The sequence below is a fragment of the Streptomyces sp. NRRL S-37 genome, assembly GCF_000721605.1.
GTDB lineage: Bacteria > Actinomycetota > Actinomycetes > Streptomycetales > Streptomycetaceae > Streptomyces.
This window is the reverse complement of the sequence record NZ_JOIZ01000009.1, coordinates 157,608-183,961: the sequence shown is the minus strand read 5'-3', so window position 1 is coordinate 183,961 and position 26,354 is coordinate 157,608. Positions and strand designations below refer to the sequence as shown.

Annotated in this window: 17 protein-coding genes and 4 pseudogenes; 11 read left to right on the top strand and 10 right to left on the bottom strand. The window is 70.0% G+C overall.

Annotation, left to right across the window (positions count from 1 at the left end; genetic code table 11):
• Positions 1 to 174: 174 nt before the first annotated feature.
• A complete protein-coding gene (locus tag IH50_RS39775; protein WP_078913983.1) occupies positions 175 to 447 on the top strand; it encodes a hypothetical protein in 273 nt (90 codons plus the stop codon).
• On the opposite strand, the pseudogene IH50_RS37730 reads toward IH50_RS39775, so the two are convergent.
• The 3 genes and pseudogenes from IH50_RS37730 to IH50_RS43550 all read right to left on the bottom strand — a co-directional run.
• Positions 403 to 597: pseudogene (locus IH50_RS37730) on the bottom strand (transposase); the annotation flags it as partial. The gene IH50_RS39775 and the pseudogene IH50_RS37730 sit on opposite strands and share 45 nt — an antisense overlap.
• A gap of 414 nt (positions 598 to 1,011) precedes the next feature.
• Positions 1,012 to 1,479 carry a hypothetical protein gene (locus tag IH50_RS0116140; protein ID WP_030861852.1) on the bottom strand — a complete coding sequence of 156 codons (468 nt, stop codon included), beginning with the start codon at positions 1,477 to 1,479 and terminating at the stop codon, positions 1,012 to 1,014.
• Positions 1,476 to 2,248 (bottom strand): annotated as a pseudogene (locus tag IH50_RS43550) (transposase). Before IH50_RS43550 ends, IH50_RS0116140 begins: the two are co-directional and overlap by 4 nt.
• A 737-nt stretch (positions 2,249 to 2,985) precedes the next feature.
• On the opposite strand from IH50_RS43550, the gene IH50_RS42030 reads away from it, so the two are divergent.
• Positions 2,986 to 3,714 carry a transposase family protein gene (locus tag IH50_RS42030; RefSeq protein ID WP_234328169.1) on the top strand — a complete coding sequence of 243 codons (729 nt, stop codon included), beginning with the start codon at positions 2,986 to 2,988 and terminating at the stop codon, positions 3,712 to 3,714.
• Between the two features lie 41 nt (positions 3,715 to 3,755).
• Here IH50_RS42030 and IH50_RS0116125 read toward each other — a convergent pair whose 3' ends face one another.
• Complete coding sequence (locus IH50_RS0116125) at positions 3,756 to 5,411, bottom strand: multicopper oxidase family protein (RefSeq protein ID WP_030861846.1); 1,656 nt, start codon at positions 5,409 to 5,411, stop codon at positions 3,756 to 3,758.
• Positions 5,412 to 5,980: 569 nt separating this feature from the next.
• Between IH50_RS0116125 and IH50_RS39765 the strand changes: the two genes are divergently transcribed.
• Entirely contained in the window at positions 5,981 to 6,577 is a 597-nt protein-coding gene (locus tag IH50_RS39765; RefSeq protein ID WP_234328168.1) for a transposase family protein, read from the top strand.
• Between the two features lie 335 nt (positions 6,578 to 6,912).
• Positions 6,913 to 7,800 (top strand): LLM class flavin-dependent oxidoreductase, encoded by an 888-nt coding sequence (locus tag IH50_RS0116115; RefSeq protein WP_030861844.1) that lies wholly within the window; start codon positions 6,913 to 6,915, stop codon positions 7,798 to 7,800.
• 479 nt (positions 7,801 to 8,279) lie between these two features.
• Here IH50_RS0116115 and IH50_RS0116105 read toward each other — a convergent pair whose 3' ends face one another.
• Positions 8,280 to 8,660, bottom strand: coding sequence for a tautomerase family protein (locus IH50_RS0116105; RefSeq protein WP_030861841.1), 381 nt, complete (start codon positions 8,658 to 8,660; stop codon positions 8,280 to 8,282).
• Positions 8,661 to 8,724: 64 nt separating this feature from the next.
• Here IH50_RS0116105 and IH50_RS0116100 point away from each other — a divergent pair, with 64 nt between their 5' ends.
• Positions 8,725 to 9,213, top strand: coding sequence for a MarR family winged helix-turn-helix transcriptional regulator (locus IH50_RS0116100; protein ID WP_037872455.1), 489 nt, complete (start codon positions 8,725 to 8,727; stop codon positions 9,211 to 9,213).
• 59 nt (positions 9,214 to 9,272) lie between these two features.
• Positions 9,273 to 9,477, top strand: a pseudogene (locus IH50_RS42560) (IS630 family transposase); the annotation flags it as partial.
• Between the two features lie 214 nt (positions 9,478 to 9,691).
• Here the strand turns inward: IH50_RS42560 and IH50_RS0116090 are convergent.
• Entirely contained in the window at positions 9,692 to 10,447 is a 756-nt protein-coding gene (locus tag IH50_RS0116090; protein WP_030861834.1) for a TetR/AcrR family transcriptional regulator, read from the bottom strand.
• Positions 10,448 to 10,697: 250 nt separating this feature from the next.
• Between IH50_RS0116090 and IH50_RS0116085 the strand changes: the two genes are divergently transcribed.
• On the top strand, positions 10,698 to 12,938 hold the full coding sequence (locus tag IH50_RS0116085) for an MMPL family transporter (RefSeq protein ID WP_030861832.1): 2,241 nt from the start codon (positions 10,698 to 10,700) through the stop codon (positions 12,936 to 12,938).
• Between the two features lie 171 nt (positions 12,939 to 13,109).
• Here the strand turns inward: IH50_RS0116085 and IH50_RS43545 are convergent.
• Together IH50_RS43545 and IH50_RS0116080 are read right to left on the bottom strand one after the other, a co-directional pair.
• Positions 13,110 to 13,250, bottom strand: a pseudogene (locus IH50_RS43545) (transposase); the annotation flags it as partial.
• 176 nt (positions 13,251 to 13,426) lie between these two features.
• The gene (locus IH50_RS0116080) at positions 13,427 to 14,194 is read right to left on the bottom strand and encodes a calcium-binding protein (protein ID WP_030861831.1); all 768 of its coding nucleotides are present in this window, start codon (positions 14,192 to 14,194) and stop codon (positions 13,427 to 13,429) included.
• 787 nt (positions 14,195 to 14,981) lie between these two features.
• On the opposite strand from IH50_RS0116080, the gene IH50_RS0116075 reads away from it, so the two are divergent.
• Positions 14,982 to 15,587, top strand: a complete 606-nt coding sequence (locus IH50_RS0116075) for a lytic polysaccharide monooxygenase auxiliary activity family 9 protein (protein ID WP_030861829.1) — start codon at positions 14,982 to 14,984, stop codon at positions 15,585 to 15,587.
• Positions 15,588 to 15,789: 202 nt separating this feature from the next.
• Entirely contained in the window at positions 15,790 to 18,960 is a 3,171-nt protein-coding gene (locus IH50_RS0116070; protein WP_051767329.1) for an NACHT domain-containing protein, read from the top strand.
• Positions 18,961 to 19,287: 327 nt separating this feature from the next.
• Here IH50_RS0116070 and gvpJ read toward each other — a convergent pair whose 3' ends face one another.
• Positions 19,288 to 19,653, bottom strand: a complete 366-nt coding sequence (gene gvpJ, locus IH50_RS0116065; protein ID WP_030861825.1) for a gas vesicle protein GvpJ — start codon at positions 19,651 to 19,653, stop codon at positions 19,288 to 19,290.
• 712 nt (positions 19,654 to 20,365) lie between these two features.
• On the opposite strand from gvpJ, the gene IH50_RS37720 reads away from it, so the two are divergent.
• Positions 20,366 to 21,535, top strand: coding sequence for a Cmx/CmrA family chloramphenicol efflux MFS transporter (locus IH50_RS37720; protein WP_051767328.1), 1,170 nt, complete (start codon positions 20,366 to 20,368; stop codon positions 21,533 to 21,535).
• Between the two features lie 210 nt (positions 21,536 to 21,745).
• Here the strand turns inward: IH50_RS37720 and IH50_RS0116055 are convergent, their stop codons facing one another.
• Positions 21,746 to 22,912, bottom strand: a complete 1,167-nt coding sequence (locus IH50_RS0116055; protein ID WP_030861823.1) for an alpha/beta hydrolase family protein — start codon at positions 22,910 to 22,912, stop codon at positions 21,746 to 21,748.
• Between the two features lie 501 nt (positions 22,913 to 23,413).
• On the opposite strand from IH50_RS0116055, the gene IH50_RS0116050 reads away from it, so the two are divergent.
• Positions 23,414 to 26,197, top strand: coding sequence for a hypothetical protein (locus tag IH50_RS0116050; protein WP_199822091.1), 2,784 nt, complete (start codon positions 23,414 to 23,416; stop codon positions 26,195 to 26,197).
• The last annotated feature ends 157 nt before the right edge of the window (positions 26,198 to 26,354 follow it).

Sequence of the window (26,354 nt, the reverse complement as noted above, 5' to 3'; positions counted from 1 at the left end):
GGCGAGGCCCGCCTCGACGCCTTCCGCTGGCTGAACCGCTACAACACCCGACGCCGTCACTCCCGCCTCGGACACCGCAGTCCGATCGCCTACGAGAACACCTTCCGAACGACATCAACTACGCTGACGCAAGCCGCATAACCCGTGTCCAGGAACCGGGGTCAAGGCCCGACCATGGCGGTGTTCGACACGGTCGAAGCCCCGCTGCGGGCGCGGCAGGTGTGTGAGGCGATGGACCTGGAGATCGCACCCAACACCATCGACAACACCCGCCTGAAGCTCAAGCTGTACGAGTATCCCGCCGATCAGAGCAAGTTCCGTACCGGGTACGAGAACGGCCCCCGTCTGGTCACGTCCGCTGGAGTGGTGTATCGACGGCCACTCGGTGATCTCGGTTTGAGGCTATGCGGTGAGTTCGGTGGGCAGGGACGTGTCGTCGGTTTCTGACTCGATCGGGTGGAGTCGGGCCTTGGCGAGGAGCTCGCGGCCCATGTGGCGGCGGGCCTCGGTCCACTCGTCGTTCTGCTCGGCCAGGACCGCGCCGACGAGCCGGACGACGGCGGTGCAGTCGGGGAAGATGCCGACCACGTCCACCTGCTCACCGAAGGCGGTCGGCGGATACAGGGAAGGACCCCTTCATCCTCGGCACGGAGATCCCCGGCTGTCCGTCCGACTGGGTCGCCCGGTTGGTCCCACCGGGCGACAGCGTGACGGAGTGCAGCATCCATCTGGTGACGGACGACGGCGACAAGCCGTTCGCGGTGGGCCTCGCAGAGGCGGGCCGGCCGGGACTGGTGGCCTGGAGGACCCTCCTCCACTGAGGCGCCATGGGGCCGGCCTCGTCGGCCATGATGCTCGTACCTACTGAGTTTTCGTTAGTTCTGTGGTATTTGGGGATGAATGGTCAGGCCGGTGTGGAGGCGGAGGGACCACGGGAGTTGCTCGCTGGAGCGGACTCGGTGGATGCCGCGGTTCGGCGAGCAATAGTCAAGAGTTGTGGGTGAGCTGATCTCAGCTCTCGCTGCGGTGGCTGAGGCTGGTCCTGGCAGTGTTGCGGATCCGCTTGGTGCGGCCGGTTTCGGCGAGGATTTCGATGGCCTCGGTGTTCGTCCCGGTTGCGGTCTTGAGCTGGAGCCAGTCGGATGACGCGAGCAGGTCGTCCGGCTGCCAGGGCAGCCCGAGCGTGACGGCGCGGAAGAGTGACCACTCCCGCAGCCGCTGAGCCAGGAAGGGGCGGCCGATCGTGGCCCGGGTCATCGCCTGTGCCCACCTGTCGTAGGCGGGGCGGGGGTAGAGGTCGGCGGCCCGGCGGTCCAGGTGCCGCAGCACGGCGGACTGGGCCATCGTCTGGTCCGGATCGGTGAGCACGCGGCTGACCAGGTCGACCTCGTCCGGGTCGGCAACGTGCCCCAGCTTGTCGAGGTAGGCCGCGAAGCGGACGTGCTCGTCCGGGTTCCGCGGGATGTCGTGGACGTTCATGCGGCCCGCTCCTCACGCTCGGCCAGGAGGCCGTTCTCACATCGTGCGCCCGCACGGACCAGGAACACCAGGTGGACTGCGGTGATCGCGCGCCATCGTGCCTGAGCGGATCCGACCAGTTTGAAGACCATCGCGAGCGACGCCGCCGGGCTGCCCGCGCCTCGCGTGGCCTCGGTGCGGAGCCTGACCGTGGAGAGGGCCGACTTGATGGGGTCGGTGGTCCGCAGGGGAATCCAACGCCCGGCAGGGAAGTCGTAGAACGCGGGCAGTTCGTCCCGGTCCTCGGCGTTGCATATCTCCTGCATCGCCTTCGTCGTGCCGGGCTGTGCGGATCTGGGCAGGCGGTTGGTGACGTTGCGGGCTCTGTGAACCCAGCATCTTTGCGGCCTGGCTGCCAAGAACACCTCGGCGAGCGCCCGCCAAAGGCCCATGGCACCGTCTCCGGTGACCAGCTCGGGGTCGCGCATGCCGCGGCGGCGGCGGTCGTTCATCCGCGGGGCCTTGACCTGGACCGGTCCGGCGGTGGTGGCCAAGGGCCTCGCCTTGTGGTGGCCGTTGCGGACCACGGGACGCCAGCCGTACCCGTCGGTCTCGACCGACAACTCGGCTATGTACTGGCCGACTTCCGATTCCAGAGCGGTGGCCGGCATGCGGCGGGCGCCTCGCGGACGATTTCGTCGATCAGGGAGCCGGACTGTGTGGAGCCGTCGTCGGTGACTGCGCTGAGCGCGGGCGTACCTTCCCGACCCGCGCTGTGACGCGGGCCCACCCGGAGACCTTGAGGATCATTCGGGAAGGTACGCCCTCCGCGTGCCCTCCGGAACCGATCCACAAGTCCTGAGCATTGCTCCCCCCGCATACCCGATGGGCCAGGTGGCCCGGACTGTGAGGATCTGTCCGTCGGAGAAGGCCTTGACGGTCTACTGTTGCGTTTCGGCAACGACGACCGCCTCGTCGCGATCTCGGTCTCCTCGCCCGCGTCAGTCTCGGCCGCATCGGGAATCCGTCGGGGCAGCACACGCGACGAGGTGCTGACACCTTACGACGGGGAGATCAAGGGACCCGATTCGGACGGACTTGTCTTCGCACCGAGTGGAGCACGGTTTCAAGGCAAGGTCGTCATCTTCGCCTTGGACGACAGCGGCAAGGTGGACCGCTTCATGGCCGGTTCATGGCCGGGGAAGAGGAGTTTGCTGTTTCTCTGCCCTGCGGCAGCGATGGGGACGGGGACTGATTACGCGTCAGGACTTGTCTGCGGGCCCCTCTCTCCCGCCATCTTGCGCCGCTCGTGCGGACAGCCTTGGCAAAGCCCCGTGAAAGAGACCTGCACAGTCACGGCTGACGAGCTCGTGCACGGTAGGCGGTGAGGCATCGGTCTTCTGATCGCCGATCCTGGTCGTGTGGTGGGGAACGCGTCTCGTGCAGCAATCATCGGCGACCGGAGGATCACGGGTCTGCCGGCCGACGTGATTGCTGAACTCGTGGCTGAGCTTGGCCCGTTGTGGCATGAACGGCGTCAGGCCGGACTTGCCTCCGGGCTGCGGAAGCGCGCTGTGGCGCTGGTGCGAAGTACCGACTGACTGGTCTTCGTCGACCGGCTCCTGGCCACCCTCGTACACCTCCGGCAAGAACAAGCAGAACGCCGTCGGGACCATGGTGGTCACCGACGAGGACGGGCGGGTGTTGTTCCGCGGTCCGGCCAAGCCCGGCAGCTGCGCGGACATCACCCATGCCCGCCGGTCGGTGCCGGCCGAGCTTCTGGCCGACGGGCCCGCGGTGGAGATCCTTGCCGGCGCCGGTTATCCGGGCCTGGGTGCCCAGACCGACGGACGGGTGATCACACCATCACACCGCAAGTTCAAGAAGAATGCCCCGGACCGGCACGAGGAGATGTACGAGCGGCAACGCAAAGCCCACTCCTCACGCCGCATCCGGGTCGAGCGCGGCATCGCCCACTCGAAGAACTGGCGGGCGCCGGCCCGCCACCTCGGCCGCCGTGAACACATGAGCCACACCGTCCAGGCCATCGCCGGACTGCTGCCCCACCAGCAGACCACGGACCTGACATCGGCACGACCGATGTGGACACCGAGCCCCACCGCCGTCCTCGGCACCCCACCGCCTACCGTGCACGGGCTCGTCAGCAGGATGCGGCGATGTCCGCCGGTCATTTCCCGGCAGGAGTGTCCGAGAACTCCGCGCCGCCGGGCGGGCCGCGGGTCGCCGGCAGTGTGACCGGGCTCCGGACATCGCCTCGCCGCTCGAGGAGGGACGTCTTACCCGTGGTACGCAAGGGTCGTCATCATCCCGGACTCCGAGTGGTAGATGTTGTGGCAGTGCAGCATCCACAGTCCGGGATTGTCCGCGTCGAAGTCCGCCACCAGCTTGTTGTGCGGCAGCACGATCGACGTGTCCTTGCGGGCACCGTTCGAGTCCACGCCTGCGAGGGAGAACGTGTGGCCGTGCAGATGCACGGGGTGCCACATGTGGGTGGCGTTGATGACCACCAGCCGCACCCGCTCGCCCCGTTCGACCTTGTGAAGCGTGTCCGGGTTGTAGGGCTCGTGGTCGATTCCCCAGTCGTAGTCCTTCATGCCACCGGTCAGTTTGACCCGGAGCAGCCGGTCGTACCTGCGGCGGGGCATCGCCACCGACTCGTCCGGCCCGAGCCGGCGGGCGGACACCAGCACCTCACGGTCCAGCTCCGCAGGGTGCGCGGACGGCTTGGGGACCGCTCCGGCGCCCGTACGCAGGACGGCCATGGCGCGGCCCCCCTTCCCCTCGGCGAGCGCGACAAGCGGGAAGACACCCGACTGTGCGGTGATCAGCACGTCGTACCGCTCGGCCATGCCGATGACCAGCGCGTCCGTCTTGTACGGCTGCACGGGAAAGCCGTCGCTGTGGGTGATGGTCATCCGGTGTCCGCCGAGCGCCACCCGGAAGGCCGACTCCCCGCCGGCGTTGATGATGCGCAGCCTGATCCGGTCGCCGGGCTTGGCCGTGAACTGCGTGGGGTCGTCCGCCGTGCGCCCGTTGATCAGGTAGTAGGGGTAGGCGATGTGTCCCGCGTGACCGCCGAGCAGCTTGCTGGTGGCTCCCGCCATCAGCCGCTTCGGCCCTTTCCGCCGGTACGGCGACGGCGAGGGCGCCCGTCCGGAGCCCTTCCCGTCGTCCGCTCCCCCGGACGCGGCGTCCGCCAACGCCCCGCCACCGACCCCGACGGGTCCCTCCGGCCTGGTGCCGTGCCCCACCGGGGGCTTGCCCTTGCGGAGCTGGTAGAGAACATCGTCGGGGGTGGAGCCGTCCACTCCGTCGATCCAGTCGTCCAGCACGACGATCCACTCGTGGTCGTACCCGAGTGGCTCCTTCGGGTCGTCGACGATGAGTGGCGCGTACAGGCCACGGTCGACCTGCACCCCCATGTGAGGGTGGAACCAGTAGGTGCCGGGGTGCGTCGCGGTGAAGCGGTAGTCGAACGTCTCACCGGGTTCGACCGACCGCTGCGTCACACCGGGCACACCGTCCATGTCGTTGCGCAGCGCGATACCGTGCCAGTGCACGGTCGTCGCCTCCGGCAAGTGGTTGGCCAGCGTGAACGCCACAGTGTCACCTGCGGTGACCCGCACCTCCCGGCCCGGCAGCACCCCCTCGTACGTCCACGACCTGAAGGTACGTCCGGCGCCCAACTCGACCGGCGACGGGGTGGCCTTCAATGTGTGCTTGCGGAGCGGTTCGGCGGGGTCCGGATGTGCCCCGCCGACCTCTCTGCCGTTCGGAGCGGATCCGGCCGGCGCGGGCGCGCCCGAGTGGTTGCCGTCGCGCGAACCGGCAGGTGAGCAGGCGGCAAGCAGCCCGGCACCCGCGGCCGCGATACCGGCGCCGAGTACGGCGCGACGTGTGGGGGAGGTCTGACTGGTGCGGTCCGTGCGCATGACTGGGTGTACCTCGCTGGTCGGGAGAAGACAGGTGAAGGCGTGGGTCTGCCACCACCGCCCGGACAGAGCCAGACGGCCGGAGGCGCTCTTCCTCACAAGGCACCGACGGGGCGGTGAGCACATCCGGTGGGCGGCGGAACCGACTGTTGCGGAGATCGGTGAGCGTCCCTCGCCGATCTCCGGAACGCAGCTCAGTGCGGCCGTGCGGATATTCCGAGCGGCAGGGCACCGGACGGAACCTGCCGTCCGCGCAGGCCGCGCTCGCATCCGGCCCTCGGGGCAGTCACCATATGCGTACACTACCCCCGTTTGTCATACATTCGGGATATATGGACAGTGTCGACACGGTTGTACGATCAGCCCGCCCCAAGGAACAAGACGGCAGGTCCGGCCGGAAGGCGGGGGCAGCACCGTGCGCGCACGTCGCCGCCTCGAGGGCGCCCGCCGGCGAGCTCGTGCGCGGCAGGTGGTGAGGCGTCGAACTCCTGATCGTCGATTCATGGTCGCGTGGTGGGGAGCCCGTCTCGTGCGGCGATCATCGGCGACCGGAGGATCACAGGCCTGTCGTGTCGATCTACGTGATCGCTGAACTCGTGGTTGTAACAGGCCCGTTGCGGCATGAACGGCATCCGGGCAAGCTCGCATCCCGGCCGCGGAAGCGTGCTGTGGGCGCGGGTGCGAAGCACCGGTTGATGTTCGTCAACCGGCTCCTGGCCACGCTCGTGCGTCTCCGGCACGCGACCGTGCACGGCGTGCCGGCCTGCTGGTTCGATACCGGCCGCTCCACCATCACTCGGGCCATCGGAGAGGTGCGGCGCTTACTCGCCGAGCGAGGGTGCACCGTCAGCCCGGATGTGCGGCTGCGGACCCTGGCCGAGGTCATCGGCCACCTCGGCGCCGACAGGAAGACCTGGGTCATCAACGGCACCGAGTTCCGGGCCCGGGGCCGACCACCGGGCGTGAGGACCGGGACACGTTCGTCTCCGGCAAGAGCAAGCAGAACGCGGTCAAGAGCATGGTCGTCCGCCGATGAGAACACCTTCTCCTGGCGCGACCCGACACCACACACCAAAAAGCCGATTCCGGGATGGAACATCAGGAGAAAACGACCCCTAAGGGGTTTTTATGCGGGTCAAGCCCTATATGCATCCCTCGCCCCCTGATCTGCTTTGAGGGCCTTCATCCATAGCCAGTGAGCTTCTTCAGCGGTGTTGCTCCAGGGGGAGGACCGCTTGAACCATTGACGTGACCGGGGACGGCCGGCTCGAAGGCCGCGTGGACGGTGCCGGGTCCGACGACCTGGTGGCTGTGGCCGTGGCCGGGTCCGTGGTGGTGGGGATGGTGGTGGTCGTGTCCGTTGCCACTGTGGGCCATCTCAACTCCCGCTGATCGGTTGTACGCCCGTGACCTGCCGGAATGTCGTGCCGAGGGTGAGCGCCGGCGGGAACGGTGTCCCGACCGTTGATCATCGGTACGAACGACGCATAGGTTGCGGTCCATGACGACGACTTCGCAGAACGGCGTTCGGATCGGCGTGATGTACGACCGGGACTGGGCGCCCGAGGGGCTGCCCGGGTTCGCGCGGGAGGTCGAGGCGCTCGGCGCGGACGACCTCTGGGTCGTGGAGGACCTCGGCTGGAACGGGGGCGTGTCCGCGGCGGCCGTGGCGCTGGGGGCGACCGAGCGGCTGCGGGTCGGCATCGGGATCACCCCGGCGCCGCTGCGCAGCCCTGCGCTGCTCGCGATGGAACTGGCCACGCTGACACGGGTGTTCCCGGGCCGGTTGGTGGCCGGGGTCGGGCACGGGGTGCGGGAGTGGATGACGGCGGTCGGCCTCGCCCCGCGCTCCCCGCTCGCGCTGCTGGAAGAGACGATCACCTCCGTGCGGGCGCTGCTGCGGGGAGAGCACGTCGAACTGGAGGGGCGGGAGGTGCGGCTGGACGGGATCCGGTTGGTGCACCCGCCGGCCGAGGTGCCGCCGGTGGTCGCGGGAGTGGTACGGCCGCGTTCGCTGGAGCTGTCCGGGCGGGTCGCCGACGGCACGGTGATCGCGGAGGGGAACGGCCCCGCCGAGGTGGCGGCGGCCCGGGAGCTGGTGGCCAAGGGCGGCGCGGGCGCGGAGCACACGCTGACGGTGTTCGCCTTCACCTGCGTGGACGAGGATCCCGCCCGCGCCGCCGAGGCGCTGCGCCCGCACACGGAAGGTCAGGCCGCCTGGCTCGGCCGCCCGGCGGACGAGGTGTTCACCGTCTCCGGCCGCCCGGAGGAGGCCGTCGGCCATGTACGCGAACTGGCGGCGGCCGGCGCCGACACGGTCGTCCTGCGAGTGGCGGGAGAGGAGCCGGTACGGCAGCTCGGAAGCCTGCTGGAGACATTGCGGCGGTAGCCGCCGGGCGGTGACACGGCCCCAGCCGAGTGAAGCCCTGTTCACCGCGTTCGAGCAGGAGCCCGCCAAGGGGCCGGTCGTACACGGCCGGCCGGACCAGACGTGGACGCCGGTGCGGATCAGGAAACTGATCGGGCTCCTGGCTTTGCAGGTGAGTTTCGAGCACGTCTGCTGCTCAGCGGTGCGAACGCCTGGTTCCACGGGAGAGTGACGTCGCCGAGTTTCGAGAACGCCCAGATGCTTGCCTCGGGACCATGGTTGTGTTCTGCACGACGAGGGGCCCGGGTGCTGCCGAAGTCCATGGTCGATCTGTAGGCGGCCATCGTCGGCCGCCTCGCCCTCGGCGGCGACATCATCGAAACCGGCGCCGGCACCGACTCCTACCGTCTCCACACCACCCGAGTCCGGGCCGAACAACACACAGTCGTCTGAGTGCCTCTTGTGGAAAAGGGCAGTTCATGAGGTGACCCGGCTGGGGGTCACACGGTGAGAGCGCCGCCCACGAAGGTTCGTTCCGGCGGTGACGCCACGAGTTCGACCATGGTGCCGGCGCGGAGGTCGTCGCCGACGACGCGCGTGATCGCGTCGGTGAGCGCGGTGCCGAGGCGCACGGTGATCCGGGCGGCGTCGGGGCGGTCGAAGACGCCGGCTCGAACGCCCAGGACCACCGAGGCGTTTGTGTCCACGGCCTTGCCGCCCTGCGCAAAACGCCCTGCGGGGACTCCGGCCAGGCGGACGCTTACGAGGTCGCGGGCCCATTCCCCATAGACGTCGACGATCGCGTCGGTCAGTGCGGCGACGAGCACGGGTTCCTTACCGGTCAGCCTGCTCTCCGGAAGGTGGACGGTCAGATGCGGCATAGTGGACCTCGTTCCCTTTGAATCCAAAGCCTTTGTTCTTAAAGGTATCTGGGAGAGGTCGCCGATGTCCACGGAATCGCACGGCCCAGCCGTTGATGAGGCCGTCCGCACCCTGCTGCTGCTCATGCCACGGCTTGTCGGCCGCGCCAAGCGCCTGCCCATCCCTCCGGCGCTCCAGGGCCTGGACCTGGCACCGCGACATCTCGCGCTGTTGGCCCACCTGGAGTACGACGGTCCCACCAGCGTCAACGACCTGGCCGCCCGGCTGGAGGTGGCCCCGACGACCGTCAGCCTCATGGTGAGTGAGCTGTCACGGCTGGGTGTCCTGCAGCGCACCGCCGATCCCGTCGACCGCCGCCGCCGCATCGTCGGCATCGCCCCCGCCTACGCCGCACCGATCGGCGAATGGCTTTCCGGCAGTGCCTCCGCCTGGGAACGCGTCATGCACGGTCTCGCCCCCGCGGAACGCCGCACGGTCATCGCCGCCCTGCACGCCTACGAGGCCGCCTTGGAGCAAGCAGGCGACAAGCACCGGAACGCGCAACCGCGTTAGCGGGGTCGGCGGATTCGGCATGGCGCGGCCCGCTGCCACAGCCGCTCCCGCTTCTCGCCGACGAAGCCGGCTTCTCGATGACGCCGCCCACCGCACGGGCCTGGGCCCGACGCGGACGCACACCCCTCATCCGGGTGCGGGGACGCTCCAGCACCGCTTCTCCACCGCGGCGGCAGACGCAGTTTCACCTGGACCGACTACCGCAACCTGCTCATCGTCGCATACCAGCAGCCCGGTGCGCCCATGGTGCTCGTGTGGGACAACCGTGACGGTGAAGTCCGTGGAGGGGACCTCGCGCACGCGGTCGCGGTTGCCGCAGTCATGGACGGTGGTGATGCCGCGGCCGTCCTGGATCGCCTCCACCCGTCCTGGCCGGTGTGAAGGCCGGCAGCACCGGAAGCATGCGTCCCGCCGGTGCCGGCTTCGGTGCGGAACCGGGCAGCCGCCAGCGCCGCCGCCGCGCTTCCGGCGCCGCCCCTCAAGGGGCAGCCGGTGTCCCCGGGGGCTGCGTGGGGATCCGTCGACGGATGTCCTCCAGCAGGTCGCGCATGGCCATGCGGAAGATCTCCGCTTGGTGTTCGCCGATGAAAGAGGTGTGCCCGAAGGCCTCCAGGACGACCATGCCGTGCATGTGCCCCCAGGCACCCAGGAGGAGAGCGGCCGCGGAAGGCGGCAGAGTTTCCGAACCATGCGGAAACAGGGGTTCCAGGTGCGCCTGCAGAGCCGGCGAGAGCGCCCGGGTGTCGGCTGCGGCAAGTTGTGCCGTGGTGAACCCGTCGAACATCTCTCGCTGGAAGACCATGCTCAGCCGGCGCATCGCCTGAGTGGTCGGGCCCTCGGCAGGTGCCTCGTAATGGCGCAACGGTGCGCCGTACAGCAGCTGGAATCGTTCGACGTGGGTGACGGCCCAGCGGCGATAGCCCTCGGTGGCGGCCAGGAACCGCCGTGCAGCCGGTTCGTCGGCCGCTGCGTCGACGGCTGCCGTCACGGCGTCGGCCAGGTCGTCGTACGCCTTGGCCACCAACGCCGTGACGAGGGCGTCCCTGTTCGGGAAGTAGTGGTAGAGCCCCTGCACGGTCATGCCGAGGTCGCGGGCGACCGCTCGCAGGGACAGGGCGTGCGGCCCGTGCCCGGCGATCTGGCGCTCGGCGGCGTCCACGATCTCTCGAGTGGCGACGGCTCGGCGTCGCTGACGCAGGGACGGCAGGACCGTCACGGGCTCTTCGGCGAACATGCGGCGATCCTAAGGCGGTTGACGGGACGAGTCATCAGAGAACTACGCCCGGCAGAAAAACCTGACAGTGTCAGGTAAATCTCCTTCTGCTCAAAAACACGCTGCCTTACTAGCGTCGTTCCCGGCGGCGACGAGCGCGGCATCACGCACCCTCTGCCGGAGCGAAGAGGGCTCCGCGACGCGTTCCGCCGGCTTCTCGCCCGGTCGCCACCTCTCGTCTTTCCCGAAGAACCCTGAAGGAGATCCACTCGTGTTCGAACGTATGGCCGACTTGGCGATCCGCCGGTCCCGATGGGTGCTGGTCGTGGCCGCCTTGGCCGTGGTGCTGATGGGCGTAGTGGGCGCCGGCGCCTTCGGCAAGCTGAAGGGAGGCGGCTTCGACGACCCCGCCTCCCCCTCCACGCGGGCAGCGAACGTCATCGCCGACAAGTTCGGCGGCGAGACCAACCTCGTCCTGCTGGTCCGCTCCCCCGACGGCCGTATCGACACCCCCGCGGCCGAGGAGAACGGCCGGGGCCTGGTGGCCGAGCTCAAGAAGGACGAGCGGCTCAGCAACGTCGTCTCCTTCTGGGAGACGAACAGCCCGGACCTGCGTTCCGAGGACGGCCGTGAAGCCATGGTGCTCGCCCACGTGAAAGGAGACAGCACCGAGCAGCGGGAAAGCGCCATCGCGATCCTGGACACCTACAGCGGCTCCTACAAGGACGTCCTCACCGTCCGGGCCGGGGGAAGCGCCGCGGTAGGAGCCGACCTGTCGAACCAGGTGGTCGAGGATCTGGTCCTCGCCGAGGCGATCGCCATACCGCTGACCCTTGTGCTGCTCCTGATCGTCTTCGGCAGCGTCGTCGCGGCGCTGTTGCCGCTCGTCATCGCCGTCATCGCCGTCATCGGCTCGTTCGCCCAGCTCTTCCTGCTCGGCAGCGTCACCGACGTGGCCGACACCGCGACCAATCTCACCACCGCCCTGGGGCTCGGACTGGGCATCGACTACGCCCTGCTGATGGTCAGCCGCTTCCGGGAGCAGATCGCGGCCGGTGTGAGCGTGGACGACGCCGTCCGACGGACGATGCACACCGCGGGCCGCACCGTCGCCTTCTCCGCGGCGACCGTCGCGGCGGCTCTGGCGGCCCTCATGGTGTTCCCGCAGTACTTCCTGCGCTCGTTCGGCTTCGCCGGGGTCGGCGTCGTCGCCGTCGCCGCCCTGAGCACTCTGTTCGTGATGCCGGCCCTGCTGAAGGTTCTGGGACACCGGGTCAACGGCGGGCGGATGCCATGGGCGAAGGTGCGGCGCTCCGGGGCTCAGGCATCCTTGTGGGGACGGCTGGCGCGCACCGTCATGCGGCGGCCCGTGCTCACGGCGGTGCCCGTTCTCGCCGTGCTGCTGCTGGTGGCGAGCCCCCTGCTGAACATCACCTTCGGAACGACGGACGAACGCGTGCTGCCCGAGGACGCCGAGAGCCGCCAGGTCTCGCAGGTCCTCCGAGAGGAATTCGGCGGCAGCGAGGACTCGGCCGTCTTCATCACCATCGACACCTCCGTGGCCGAAGCCCCGCTGGCCTCCTACGCGGGGCGACTGGCCGCGCTCGAGGGCGTCGAGCGTGTCGAGACCAGCGCGGGCACCTACAGCGCGGGACGGCCCGCCGCGACCGGCCCGGCCGACTCCGCCCTCGGCCGGCCCGACGCACAGCGGATCAGTGTGGTGAGCGACCTGACGCCGAAGTCGGAGGCGGCCGAGAGCCTGGTCAAGCAGATACGCTCGGTGACTCCGCCCCCGGGGACGGACCCCTTGGTCGGCGGGAACGACGCCGTACTGGTCGACGCCAAGGAATCCATCGCCGACAGACTCCCGCTGGCCGTGACCCTGGTCGTCCTCAGCACCTTCCTGCTGCTCTTCCTGTTCACCGGCAGCGTCGTGCAGCCGTTGCGCGCGCTGATCCTCAACCTGATCAGCCTGGGTGCCACCCTCGGTGTGATGACCTGGATCTTCCAGGACGGCAACCTCTCCTCCCTGCTCGGCTTCACCGCCCAGCCGATGGAGCTGGCGATGACCGTGCTGATGTTCTGCATCGGCTTCGGCCTCTCGATGGACTACGAGGTCTTCGTCACCAGCCGGATCAAGGAACTCCACGACCAGGGAGAGGACAACGAGACCGCCGTGGTCAACGGCCTCGGCCACACCGGGCGCATCGTCAGCGCGGCCGCCTTCCTGCTCGCGGTGAGCTTCTTCGCCTTCGGCACCTCCGAACTCAGCTTCATGCAGATGTTCGGCCTTGGCAGCGGACTGGCCATCCTCATCGACGCCCTCGCCGTCCGCGGCGTGCTCGTCCCCGCCGCGATGCGTCTGCTGGGAAGCTCTGCCTGGTACGCGCCCGGCTTCCTGCGCACGTTCCACGCGCGGTACGGCCTCAGCGAAGGCGGCCCCCAGCCGGCCTCCGCCCCCGGATCGGCGGCAGCCGCTCGGGCGGACACAAAGGAGTCGACCATGGTGTGACCCGCCCGACCACCGCTCAGCCGCCCACCGCGACTCGTCGACGCCCCGACTGGTCTCGGCGACGTCGGCCGAGGTCTTCACGCTCCGCGCGTCGACCACGGCCGCGGTCGGCTGAGCGCTGCGGCCGTGGGCCTGCCGGGGCTTGTCGCACAACAGGTCGTGGACCTGCCGGGTGGTACCGTCGGCCTCCCACTCCGCGTAGGAGTCGTGGACGGTCTTGCACGGCGGGAAGCCGCGCGGCAGGTACTCCCACGGGATGCCGGTGCGGTTGACGTACAGGATCTCGTTGACGATTTCCCGCAGATCGTGCATCCGGTCCGGTGCGTCTCACCCGCCAGGCCGTGGAGACCGGCTCGATCGGAGCCCAGCGGGCATCGGACACATCACTGCGGTACGGACGAGGAGCACGCACACATCGCCCGACGACCGCCGGCACCACCAGTCACAGAACCATCCCGGAACACCGACTGCCTGGATCGGGTGCTCTCTTACGGCAGGACGATGTTGCGGCCGGGTCCGCCTTCGAGGATGTCCTTTCCGGTGCCGCCGCAGACGAGGTCGTCGCCGCCTTCGCCGTCCAGTGTGTCGTTGCCGGGACCGCCGAGGACGATGTCACGGCCGTCCCCGCCCATGGCGTGGTCGTCACCGGGGCCGGCGTGCACGGTGTCGTCACCGCCGTAGCCCTCGATCATGTCGTCGCCCCGGCCGCCCCACATCTGCTGGTTGCCGCTGTCACCCATCAGGTGGTCCATGCCGTCGCCGCCGTGCAGGGCCGCGGGCCCCATGACCATGTCGTTCCCCGCGCCGCCCAGCACCGTGCGTGCGGTGTGGGCGTGCAGTTCGTCGTCGCCGGGGCCGCCGCTGACCGTGCCGATCCCGGGGGTGAAGGCGGCGGTCGTGTCGTCGCCGTCGCCGAGGAAGACGTCGATCCTGTCGGGCCGGGGGCTGTCAACGGGCAGTTCACAGACGACGGAGGTGGTGTCCTCGGGTCTGGAGTACGCACAGTGGTCGCCCGGTTCGAGCGGGACCACGTCGCTGAAGCCGATCCGCCGGATCCCGTCGCTGGTGTACATGGAGAATATGTCGAGGTTGTTGGTCTGTCCCGCAGCGGCGGTGAAGACGATCGACTGGGTCACCCAGTCGGCTCCGACGCGGGCCTTCGCCTCGGCGTCGGCGGCGGCTGCCGGGCCGACGGCGAGGCCGGCGGTGAACAGGGTCACGGCGGCCGCCGTGACGGTGGCTCGGTTTCGGTTCATCAGACCTCATCCCGGTGGAGTGACGGTGGACCGACCTGCTTGGCGTGGTGCTGCCGGGGACCGGGCGGACCCGGTCGTCAAGGCAGTCTCCCCTGCCGGCCCGGATCTGCAAGACCGCGAATCGACGCGGCGTCATGGTAAGCCGATGTCCCTCCGGATGCGATGGTCGGGCTTCTTCGGTCAGGCATGTTCCCGGTGCCGCCACGACAGGGTTCGCCAGCTCAATTCTTTCTCGACAAAAGCAAGTTGGCCGAAACGATCGATCACTGCGGCGTCCATGCTCCGGTGCCGTCGGTTCGGGTCCGAGGAGTACGGACGTTCCCGCCGCGTGCCATGAGCCGCGTTCCCCGCCCGGTGCGCCGTACAGTCACGGTTCCTACCGGGCAACCTGCCCGACGAGGACGACTCGGGTGCGCGGAAGCGCACCATCAGGGCTTGGGATCCCGCGTGTTGTGGAACCGGACAGCCCTCGCGCCGGAACCAGGCCCCGTCGTCATGCCGCGTACGCCCTTCCCCGACATCGCCCCGCACACCGGTCCGGGCCACATCCTCGCTCTCCGGCCCCGGGAACGGTTCCGCCTCCCGGCTCACGGCAGATCCCCTGCTCACCACCCGCCTCTGTGATCAACTTTGTTTGTTTCATTGACATTTCACTCGGAAGTCGTACCGTTGGGAGCGCTCCCATGACAGTCTTGCAACTGGAAGGAGTTCCCCCCACATGCGCAAGCAGAGTCCATCGACCGGGCGTTCACGGTCGCTCCTCCGCCGGCCTCTCCAGGCGTTCGTCATGGTGTTCGCCGTGGTTGTCGGCGCACTGACCTGGTCGGCCCCCGCCCAGGCTCACGGCACCATCGTCAACCCCGCCTCCCGTGCGTACCAGTGCTGGAAGACGTGGGGCAGCAACCACACGAACCCGGCCATGCAGACCGAAGACCCCATGTGTTACCAGGCGTTCCAGGCCAACCCCGACACCATGTGGAACTGGATGAGCGCGCTCCGCGACGGTCTCGGGGGCCAGTTCCAGGCACGGACCCCCGACGGGACGCTCTGCAGCAACAACCTCTCGAGGAACGCCAGTCTGAACAAGCCCGGACAGTGGAAGACGACCAACATCAGCAACAACTTCACGGTCCAGCTGTACGACCAGGCGTCCCACGGTGCCGACTACTTCAAGGTCTACGTGAGCAAGCAGGGCTTCAACCCCAAGACCCAGACCCTGGGCTGGGGCAACCTCGACTTCATCACGCAGACCGGCCGCTACGCCCCGGCACAGGACATCAGGTTCAACGTCAACACCTCCGGCTACACCGGACACCACATCCTGTTCGTGATCTGGCAGGCCTCGCACCTCGACCAGGCCTACATGTGGTGCAGCGACGTGAACTTCGGCTGAGCCGGAGAGCGCCGCACACGGCACCGGCTCCCGCCGGGCGCCGGTGATCCACCGCCCGGCCGACCGAGCTCCGTCGGGGCAGGGGACCCGTTCGGTCACCCTGCCCCGACGGAGCTCCCTGTGCTCCTGGTGGGAACACACCCGATCGCGCGGTAGCGTCGGTCTCGACCGAGCCTGTACAGACGCGGGAGTGAGGGACATCGTGGCACGCGGACTCCTGGCGTTCACCGACGCGCTGGTGCTTCTCGGTGCCGAGCCGCCGCGGCTGGCGGCGTTGGACCGGGCGCTCGGCGGGGCGTTGAATCTGGCGACCGCCGGGGTCAGCGGCACGGTGATCGGCATGGCCGACGCCAACGGGCGCCTCCTCGGCCTCGGACGCGACGCGATCCGCGGCGTCGGCGCCCGTCTGGACCGTACCCGGGGGCGTGCGGAGCGGACCGATGTGCTGCGCGCGGCGCACACGGTCATCGTCGTGGTGGCCTTCTTCGAGGCGATGGAGGAGTTGGAGCTTCCGTTCGCCCTCGCCGAGGTGCGCTTGACCCGGGACGAGCAACTCACCCTTGCCCGAACCGAAGCGGGCTCGCCCCCGCAGACGTCGGATCTGGTGTCGCTGCTGCTCGCCACGGACCTGCCCTGCCCGGCACCGCACATACCGGCCTCGGCACTCGCCGCGATGCTGCTCGCGAGTTACGCGGACTACGCCCGCAGGTTCTGCGCCTTCCTGGAAGGCCTTGTCCTCTGGGAGCGCATGGACGCGTCGCGGCGCCTTCGGGCCCGTACGGCTCTCATGGACGACCTGCCGCGCGCGGCCCATGACCGATACCAGAGCCTGTACGTCGAACTCGCGAAGAAGGCACCCGAATTCGGCTTCTGGGTCACGCACGTGGCGCAACAGGCGATCCACACGGACGTCGGCCGTGCCCTGTCCGGGATCGAGACTCTCCTCACCCGCACCACCGAGGCGCTGCGCCCGCCCGCCGACGTGGCCTCCGCGCTGGCACGCGCTCACCGGGCGGCGCTCGCCCACCCGGTGCTGGACGCCGCGTCGGCGCCGGACGGCATCAGGATCCCCACCCTTCAGGACCTCTATCTCGACCCGGACTTCCGCGTCAGTGCCGTTTCCGGGCAGGCCGCACCGGCCGACCACGCGTGGTGGGGGCGGTTGCCCCTCCGGCGAGACCTCACCCGCTACCTGGCCGGGGCCCTCACCTCTCCTCAGCTCGCCGAGGCACCCCTGCTGATCCTGGGCCAGCCCGGTGCCGGCAAATCCGTCCTCACCCGGGTGCTCGCCGCACGGCTCCCCTCCGTCGGTTTCCTCCCCGTGCGCGTGCCGCTGCGGGACGTCCGGGTGGAGGACGAACTGCAGGACCAGATCGAACAGGCGATCCGCGCCTCCACCGGCGAACGGGTCAGCTGGCCGGAACTGGTGCGCGCGGCAGGAGGCAGTACTCCCGTTCTGCTCCTGGACGGCTTCGACGAGTTGCTGCAGACGACCGGCGTCCACCAGACCAACTTCCTGGAGCGCGTGTCCCAGTTCCAACGGCGTGAGGCGGATCAGGGACGCCCCGTGCTGGCCTTGGTGACGAGCCGGACCTCCGTGGCTGACCGCGCCCGCTACCCCACCGGCATGGCCGTCCTGCGCCTGGAACCCTTCCGCGCCGAGCAGATCACGACCTGGCTGGCCGTGTGGAACGAGGCCAACACGGCCGGGTTCCCGGCGCACGGCCGCGGCCCGCTCACCTGGCAGCACCTCGAACGGCACGCCGAACTGGCCTCCCAGCCCCTGCTGTTGACGATGCTCGCGCTGTACGACGCCGCCGAGGGCGCTCTGCGGCGCGCCGGCGACGACTTCGACGTCACCGAGTTGTACGAGCAACTGCTGTCCTCCTTCGCCCGGCGCGAGGTCGGCAAGACGACACTCCACGCCGTCCCCGACGACGACACGGCCGCCCTCGTCGAGCAGGAGCTGCAACGCCTGTCGCTCGTGGCCTTCGCCCAGCTGAACCGGGGCCGCCAGTGGGTGTCGGCCGACGAACTCGAGCAGGACCTCACCGCCGTACTGGGCAGGCAGCCGGTACGGCAACCGGGATTCCGCGCCCCGCTCACCGCCGCCGAAACGGCGCTCGGCCGCTTCTTCTTCATCCAGCGAGCCCAGTCGGTGCGGGACGGCCAGGTACTCGCCACCTATGAGTTCCTGCACGCGACCTTCGGCGAGTATCTGGCCGTACGCCTCACCCTGCACCTGCTCACCGACCTGCTCACGCCCCGCCCCGCGCTCTCCCTCGGGGACACCCGCATCGACGACGACCTCGCCTACGCACTGCTTTCCTACACCTCCCTGGCGTCCCGGCAGATGCTGCGTTTCGCGCGGTCACTGACCGGCAGGCTGTCCGCGGCTGAACGGCGCCGGCTGACCCGGACCCTCATCCAGGTCCTGGCCCAGCACGCGACACGCACCGGCGACCAGCACCCGGCCTACCGGCCCGCCCGGCTGCGTACCACGACACGCCACGGCTTGTACGGTTCCAACCTCGTGCTCCTGACGGTGCTGCTCGCCGAGCGCTGCTCCGCCGCCGAGCTGTTCCCGGGCTCCGCGGACCCGCCGGGTGCCTGGCACCGGCACTGCCTGCTGTGGCGCTCGGCGATGAACGAGAGCCAGTGGACGGACTTCGCCCTGTCCCTCGACGTGCGTCACATGTGGGACGACGAGGGCCGGACCCTGGAGATATCGCTTCGCTCCGGTCCGGGCACCCCGCCGCAGCCCCTCGACATGAACTGGCACTTCCGCTATCCGCGAGGCAGCGGAGGTCCAGGCTGGTCACGGTCGTACTGGGACGAGCTGTGGCACAAGACGGCCGTGTCCGGCGGAACCAATGACTCGGTGATGCGGCATGCCCTGGACCCGGTGTTCCGGTGGCTCGGCCAGGCCATGACCGTGTTCAGTCCGGTGGACGGTGCTCCGGCCTCGTCGCTCGCCCACGACCTGCTCGAACTGCTGCTGGCCGACCGGGCGACCATGAGCGACAGGGAGCTGGGCGATCTCTACGAGCGGGCGCTCCGGGGAACGCGGCTGCTGATGGACATGCGTCATTCCCACCTGGTGTCGGCCGTGCACGTCCTTCTGACGGCCTTCGGCCAGGACAGGGGACGAATCCCCAGCGACGCGCACGACGACGTCCTGCTGTTTCTGGCACAGCTCATTCGGCTCATGTCCGGTGACAGCGAGAGGGTACAGCCGTTGCCGGTGACCGTCTTCGACGCGCTGTCCCAGACGCTGGCGTCCCACCGGCCCTTGGTGCACGCCCTCGTATCGGCGGAGGACCGGGCCCTGATCGCGCGCCACCTCGATCCGGCCGCCGGCCCGCCGGAGTAAGCAGCCGGGCCGACGGCCGGCGGCGCGGTCGCCTCACCAGCGACCGTTTCGCCGTCATTCGGGTCGGACGCCTGATGACGGGCTGTCGCAATGAGCTGCCGGAACCCCTGCCTGTCCATGAAGGCCGAGCCTGCCACCCGGACCTGCTTCCGCTCCGCGCCCACCCCGCTTCTCCCGGTCAGGCGGACCCCCGGCTGGACGCTCCACGGAGTGCGGGTGACGGCCTCGTCGGACACACCGGACTGACCGACATGCGACCGGAATCGCCGCGCATGCGACATAGGGCGATCCTGCCTCAGTGCATCGGCGGTTCGGCTTCACGGCCGGTCACTGCCTGCGGCTCTCCCCGCGGGCCTGCTGGAAGGCGTCGGAGATCGTCTCGGCGGCTCCGGACAGGAGACCCTTCGTCGCACCGCGCGCGCCCGATTCCTTCATACGTCCCGGCAGTTCGGTCACTCCGGCAGGCTTGCGCGGGCCTGCCTCCAGGTCAAGACGGTTGCAGGCCTCGGCGAAGCGCAGATAGGTGTCGACACTGGCCACCACGATGCGCACGTCGATCTTCACTATCTCGATGCCGACGAGTGAGATGCGTATGAAGGCGTCGATCACCAGGCCCCGGTCGAGGATCAGTTCCAGCACGTCGTAGAGGCCGCTGGATCCTCCCCCACCGCCCTGCTGCGCCACTACGGTCACCGCGACCAGTCCCTTCCCTCAGGTGGTGTGGGCCCGTTCCGGCGACCTGCCGCACGCCCGGCCCGGCGGAGTCCGGGATGCGGACGGGGGGCCTCGCACGGCCCGTGGTTCTCGGCTGCCCGGCGGGCAGCGTCCTTCTTGCGGATTACCCCTGCTCCGCCACTCAAACGGACGTCCGGAACCAAGCCGGTCCTCCGCGCTGGCGGGAAAGGGGCGGCCGTGCTCGGTTCGGTCCGTCGCCGTGACCCGTACTTCCGCAGGCAGTACCGGTCGTTCAGGCCCGGTGCTGCCCGGAGATCCAGCCCCAGCGCAGTCCCATCGACCAGTTCGTCATCCGTGACCGACGCGGTCCCCGACGCCTTCTTCGCCACCTTGACCCACACACCCGCACGACGAGTGTGACGGCCGACCGGCCACGCCCCGGTGGACCTTCCTGGTCACAGCACTGCTGGTACGGGACATGACGTTGGTGTCACAGGCCCATGCCGGTGAAACCGAGGTGCTTCGACGGGCATCGGTCGGGTAGCGTGCGGGCCATGTCGAGTCCTGAGTCGGACACGGTGGGGGCTTGCGGTCACGCCGTCAGCCCCCTGAACCAGTGAGCTCGTAGCCCTGCCGTCGCGCCGCGTTCTGCGGCCGGGCGGGTGTGCCCTCGGGGCTGGCCGCGGTGACGAGATGACCTTCTCGCCTCTCCTCACCTCGGAGCCACTCGATGCCTCTCCCGCTGTACCTGCTTGCCCTGGCGGTTTTCGCCATGGGCACCTCGGAATTCATGCTCGCCGGCCTGTTGCCGGACATCGCCTCGGACCTCGATGTCACCGTCGGGACAGCCGGAACGCTCACCTCGGCCTTCGCGGTCGGCATGATCGCCGGCGCCCCCTTCGTGGCCGCGCCGGCCCGCGACTGGCCCAGGCGCTCCAGTCTTCTCTGGTTCGTCCTCGTTTTCGCGGCAGCTCATGCCGTGGGCGCCCTCACCACCAGCTTCCCGGTCCTGTTCGCCACCCGGGTCGTCGCCGCGCTCGCGAACGCGGGGTTCCTCGCGGTCGCTCTGACGGCTGCCGCCGCGCTGGTCCCGCCCGACAGGAAGGGGCGTGCGCTGGCCGTGCTGCTGTCGGGCACGACGGTGGCCACGATCGCCGGTGTCCCCGGCGGATCGGTGCTCGGCACGTTGCTCGGCTGGCGGGCCACCTTCTGGGCGGTCGCCGCTCTCTGCCTGCCCGCGGCCCTCGGCGTCCTGAGGGGAATCCCAGCAGGACGTGATGAGGACGAGGTGACCGGCAGGCCGGCGTTGCGGGCGGAGCTCGCCCAGCTCACCCGGCCTCGATTGATCCTGGTGATGCTGCTCGGCGCGCTGGTGAACGCGGCGACGTTCGCGAGCTTCACCTTCCTCGCCCCCGTGGTGACCGACAGTGCCGGGCTGGGCGAGTGGTGGATCTCTGCCGCTCTGGTGCTCTTCGGCGCCGGTTCCTTCGCGGGCGTCACCGTCGCCGGCCGGCTGTCCGACCGGCGTCCCGGCCTGGTCGTCGCGGTCGGCGGCCCGCTGCTGCTGCTCGGCTGGCCGGCCCTGGCGCTGCTGGCCGACGAGCCGGTCGCCCTGTTCATCCTCATATTCGTGCAGGGCGCACTGTCATTCGCACTGGGCGGCACACTGATCACGCGGGTCCTCTACGAGGCCGCGGGAGCTCCCACCATGGCCGGCTCCTATGCGACCGCGGCGCTCAACGTCGGCGCCGCCGCCGGCCCCCTCATCGCCGCGGCCACTCTCGACACCGCGGCCGGGAACCTCGGGCCGCTCTGGGCAAGCGGACTCCTCGTCGCGGTCGCGCTGCTCATCGCATTCCCCTCCGCACTGCGATCGAAGCCGGCCGGAGCACCGGAGTGATCCAGTGACACACGAACGGCCCCTTGAACATCGAGGGACGCCAAAGGCTCGTGGAGCGCTGCCGCGGCCACCGGATCGCCCATGCCGGAGTGTCGTGCCGGCGGAGGCCGTGGACGACCGGCTCTCCGCCGGCAACCCGGCTGTTCCGGCCGTACCGTTCAGGTGACAGGCCTGGCCCCGGCGGGAGCCTCTGTCCCGCCCGCCACCCGGTCAGCCCTCCGTGTGGAAGACCACCTCCGGGTGTTCGGCGGTCGGCCCGTCCAGCAGTTCCCGGTCCACGCCCTTCAGGTGCAGGTCGAAGAACGCTGTCACGTACGCGCGAGTGATCTCCTGCGACCGCTTGCCCGACAAGGGCTCCTCAGGCGGCAGGAGGCCGAGTCGGTCACCGAGGACGGGCACGTCCGTGAAGGTGAAGTGTCCCGCGCCGGTGACGTTGATCCAGCGCTTCCAGCCGTCGAGGAGCGGCCAGTCGCGTGTCCAGGAGCGGTCGTCGTCGCCGGTGCCCAGCATCATGAAGGGGCGCCCGCCCAGGCCCTCCGCCGGAACCGGCTCCATGAAGGAACCGTCCATGTCGGCCCCGGCGCGGACCCGCCGGTCACCCGCCATGGTCGTCGCGGCCGAGGCACCGCCGATGGAGTGGCCGGCCATGCCGATCCTCGTGGGGTCGATCATGCGGGCGAGCCGCCAGGCGGGGCGCCGGTCGGCGAGCAGCCGGTCGAGGAGGAAGGACACGTCCTCGGCCCGGCCTCTGGGCACCACGCCGTACCCACCGGGGGTGATCTTCTCGCAGGCGACGCAGTTCAGGAGGCGCCCACCGGGAAAGGCCGTGCCGACCGACTCGTAGGCGTGGTCGACGGCGGCGACGACATACCCCTGACTGGCCAGTTCCTCGGCGAGCAGGGTCAGAGTGGAACGGTTGACGGTGAATCCGGGCGACAGCACGACGAGCGGGTGCTTCCCACGTGCGGGCGGGGCGGCGAGGCGGGCGTGGGTGCGGGTGCCACTGAGCGTCCCGGCGGACACCACGCCGGTCAGTTCCCGGTCGTCGAGGAAGGCCTGGGCCTCGGCGGCGGTCATGTACGGGGCCGTCCGGCCGCCGCCGGGCCGTGCCGGGTAGTACATCGACACCATCAGCTCGCGCTCCCCGGCCTCCGGCACCCAGGGATCGGGGCGGCTCCTGTCGACGAGGTGCATGGTGTCCCGGCCCACCGCGTACGCCCCGGTGGGCGGCGGCAGTTCGAGGCGCACGCGGGCGGTCTCGGCGGCCGGCGGCACCTTTGCGGGTGCGGGTGACGCGGCTCGGGCCACGCCCGTGCCGAGGAGGGCGAGGGACAGGCCGAGTAAAGCGGCGGCTGCGCCGCGAGGCAGATGACTCATACCGGTGAGGCTAGGCAGCGGGCCCCGCCCGGAGCGTCAGCCCACGGCCTGAACGGTGTCCGTCCCAGGGCGTATGCCGGTCTCCGCCCGTGGACGGGCACGGGCGCTTCCACGGCGCCACGGGATACGGGCCCGGGCGGTGAGAGCGCGTGAGGCGGCACCATCTCGTGCGACCGGTACACGCCCCGGCGGGCGCCGCTTGCGGGGACGGCGTGAAGCACCGGACGTGACGTTCGCCGGGAACCAGGGCCGGGCCTTCCGCACGGGCCTCCGGCAGAACCGAAGCGGTCGGCGTCCGGATGCCGACCGCTGCCGAAGGGACCGGCGGGGGTGTTCGTACCGCCCTGCCCGACACCGTATGGAGAGCGGTCGACCGCACTGGCTTGATCACATCGCTCGTCCGCCGCCGACGCCCCCTCACGGACAACCCACAGACACCTCTGCCCCTCCTAGGTGACGCGAGGGGCGCCCGAGACCGACGGGACGTCCGCGCACGGGGTTATGAGGAGAGGACCATTGATCCGTGCCCGGCGAATATGTGTGACCGCCGTGGCGGTGCTGGCGGCCCTGGCGGGCTCGCCCGGACCGGCACAGGCCGAACAGCCGTACACATCGGGTCCGTCGAGCACGACGGACGACCATCCGCTTCCGCCGGGGTGGCGGATCGACGGGGAGGGCGGGTCGCGTGAGCTGATCTGGCGTACGCCGAAGGCCGTACCCATGGGGGACGCCCGGGTCGAGTTCCGTACCGGGGACCGGCTGCTCGGGGCGCCGAAGCCGGCGAGGGACGGGAAGACCTTCCGGCTCGCCCTCGGCGGGACACCGCCCGGACATCTGACGGACCTTCAAGTGACGGCCGGCGGGCGTCGGCTGGACACGGCGGCCGACGACACGCACAGGTCCGGCCCGCGCGTGGCGCGGATGCCCGCGCAGGCGCCGTCGAACGGCGTCGATCCGGGCAAGCCCGGTTCGTACCGCACGGTCACCGGGGAGTACGACCTCGACCCGGTGCGCCTGCCCGGGTTCGACACCCCGGTGGAGATGACCGCCGAGGTGGTGGCGCCGAAGGGTGCCGCCGGCAGCCGGCCGCTCGCGCTGTTCCTGCACGGCCGCCACGGCACCTGTTACAAGCCGGGCTCCGAGGACGACGTGACCGGCGACTGGCCCTGCGCGGACGGCTACAAGCCGATCCCGAGCCACCTGGGTTACCTGCGCGACCAGCAATTGCTGGCCTCCCAGGGATATGTGACGGTGTCCATCGCGGCGAACGGCATCAACGCCCAGGACTGGCAGGCCGAGGACGCCGGCGCGCAGGCGCGTTCCTCCCTGGTACGGCAGCACCTCGCCCGCTGGGCCGACTGGACCGCCCATCGCTCCTCCGCCCCGGCCGTCGTACGCGAGGCGGCGAAGGCGGACCTCTCCCGTGTCCTGCTCGTCGGCCACTCACGCGGCGGCGAGGGCGTCAACCGGGCCGCCATGGACAGCCTCTATCCGCCGCCGGCCGCCGAGGACGGCTACCGCGGCCCGGTGCGCTGGAAGGTGCGCGGGACCGTGCTCATCGGACCGACGGCCTTCGGCCAGAACCCGGTCGCCGACGTGCCGTCCGTGACGCTGCTTCCGGGCTGCGACGGCGACGTGTCGGACCTGCAGGGCGAGAACTTCGTCGACGGGACGCGCGGGATCAGCCGGGGCACGGCCCTGCACAGCGCGGTCTACATGGTCGGCGCCAACCACAACTACTTCAACAGCGAGTGGACCCCGGGTGAGGCCGTCGCACCGGCCGAGGACGACTTCCGGACCGACCCGGAGCAGCCGGACCCGGTGTGCACGCCGGGAGCCGCGACCCGGCTGACCGCCGCCCAGCAGCACAAGGCGGGCACCACGTACATCGCCGCCGCGGCCCGGCTCTTCGTCGCCGGGGACGACCGGGTGCGTCCGCTGCTCGACGGTTCCGGCACGCGGGCCCCGTCCGCGGACCCGGCCCGGGTGCTGACCCACGCGGTCGGCGGCCGTCGCAGCGGTGGTTTCCTGCCGGACGGCGGGGTGAAGGTGACCGGAGCCCGGCTGTGTTCGGCGGTCGACCCCGACCCCGCCGCGGCCTGTCTGGACCCGGAGACCCCCGGATCGTCACCGCACTTCGCGTCGTGGGAGACGGAACAGGAGACCGGCCGCGGCGCGGTGGACCTGAAGTGGTCCGCGCCGGGCACGGCCGCGCGCGTCACTCCGGCCGAACCGCTCTCCCTCCACGGCTCCCAGAAGCTCGCGCTCCGGGTCTTCGTACCGCCGAACACGACCGGCACGAAATTCGACGTGTCCGTCACCGACTCCTCCGGCCGTCGGGTGACGCTGGGCTCGGTCCGGGTGGACGGGCTTCCGGGCTCCGCGAGCACCGCCTCCTACTGGGCGCAGGAACTGCGCGTCCCGCTGGCGGCCGCGACCCGGGCCGGGCTCGATCTCAGGCATGTCAAGTCCCTTGAACTGACACCCCGTTCGCAGTCCGGGCAGGCCTGGCTGATGGACGCCTGGGGCTGGGCGCCCGGCACTCCGGCGGTGAAGGCGGCCGCACTGCCGCGTGTCGACGTGGGCCGCACGATCGTCGAGGAGGGCGACTCGGGCACCCGCACCTACCGGGTCCCGGTCGAGATCTCCGGGCACGGCAGCGGGCAGGTCCGCGTGTACGTCCTCGACCCGGACGGCGGCCGGACCGAGAGCCGCCTCGTGACCGTACGGCCCGGCAGCGACACGATCGACGTGCCGGTCGAGGTGAAGGGCGACACGGTCTACGGCTACGACGTGGAGCACGACATCGCCGTCAAGGCCGTCCACCATGCCGTCGTCGGCAAGTACCGAGGCGGGCTCACCGTCGGGAACGACGATCCCGAGCCGGTGATCACTCTGTCGCCGGTCGCGGACCGGGTGACCGAGGGAGAGACACTGACCTGGCGGTTGTCCGTGGATGCGCCCGTAGCGGTGGACATCTGGCAGCCGGTGCGGGTGCTTCCGGCCACCGAGGGCGCCGAGCTGTCCACCAAGGACGTGGACCCGCAGTGGCTCCTGGACTGGTCCGGTGACGTGCCCGATCCCGAGCGGCCGCTGTCCGACGCGAGCCTGTGGGTGTGGCTGAACATCCCGCCCGGGAGCACCAGCGTGGACTTCGTCGTGCCGATCGTGCGGGACCAGGCCGTCGAGCCGGCCGAGTCGATGCGCCTCGCGCTGACCGACGGCAACGCCGAGCCGCTGCCCGATGCGCCGGTGCTGACGGGGACGGTGCTCGACAAACCGTAAACACGATGCACGAGGGATCGTGAGCGCCCTCTTGCGCGGGGTCCGGCGTGTCCGGGCCCCGCGCTTCACAAGGTCACGTGGATCTTGACCGTCCCGTCCGCCCCGCCGTCCTTCAGACGCTCGTGAGCACCGGCATCACGGTCATCGGTGGGGTCGT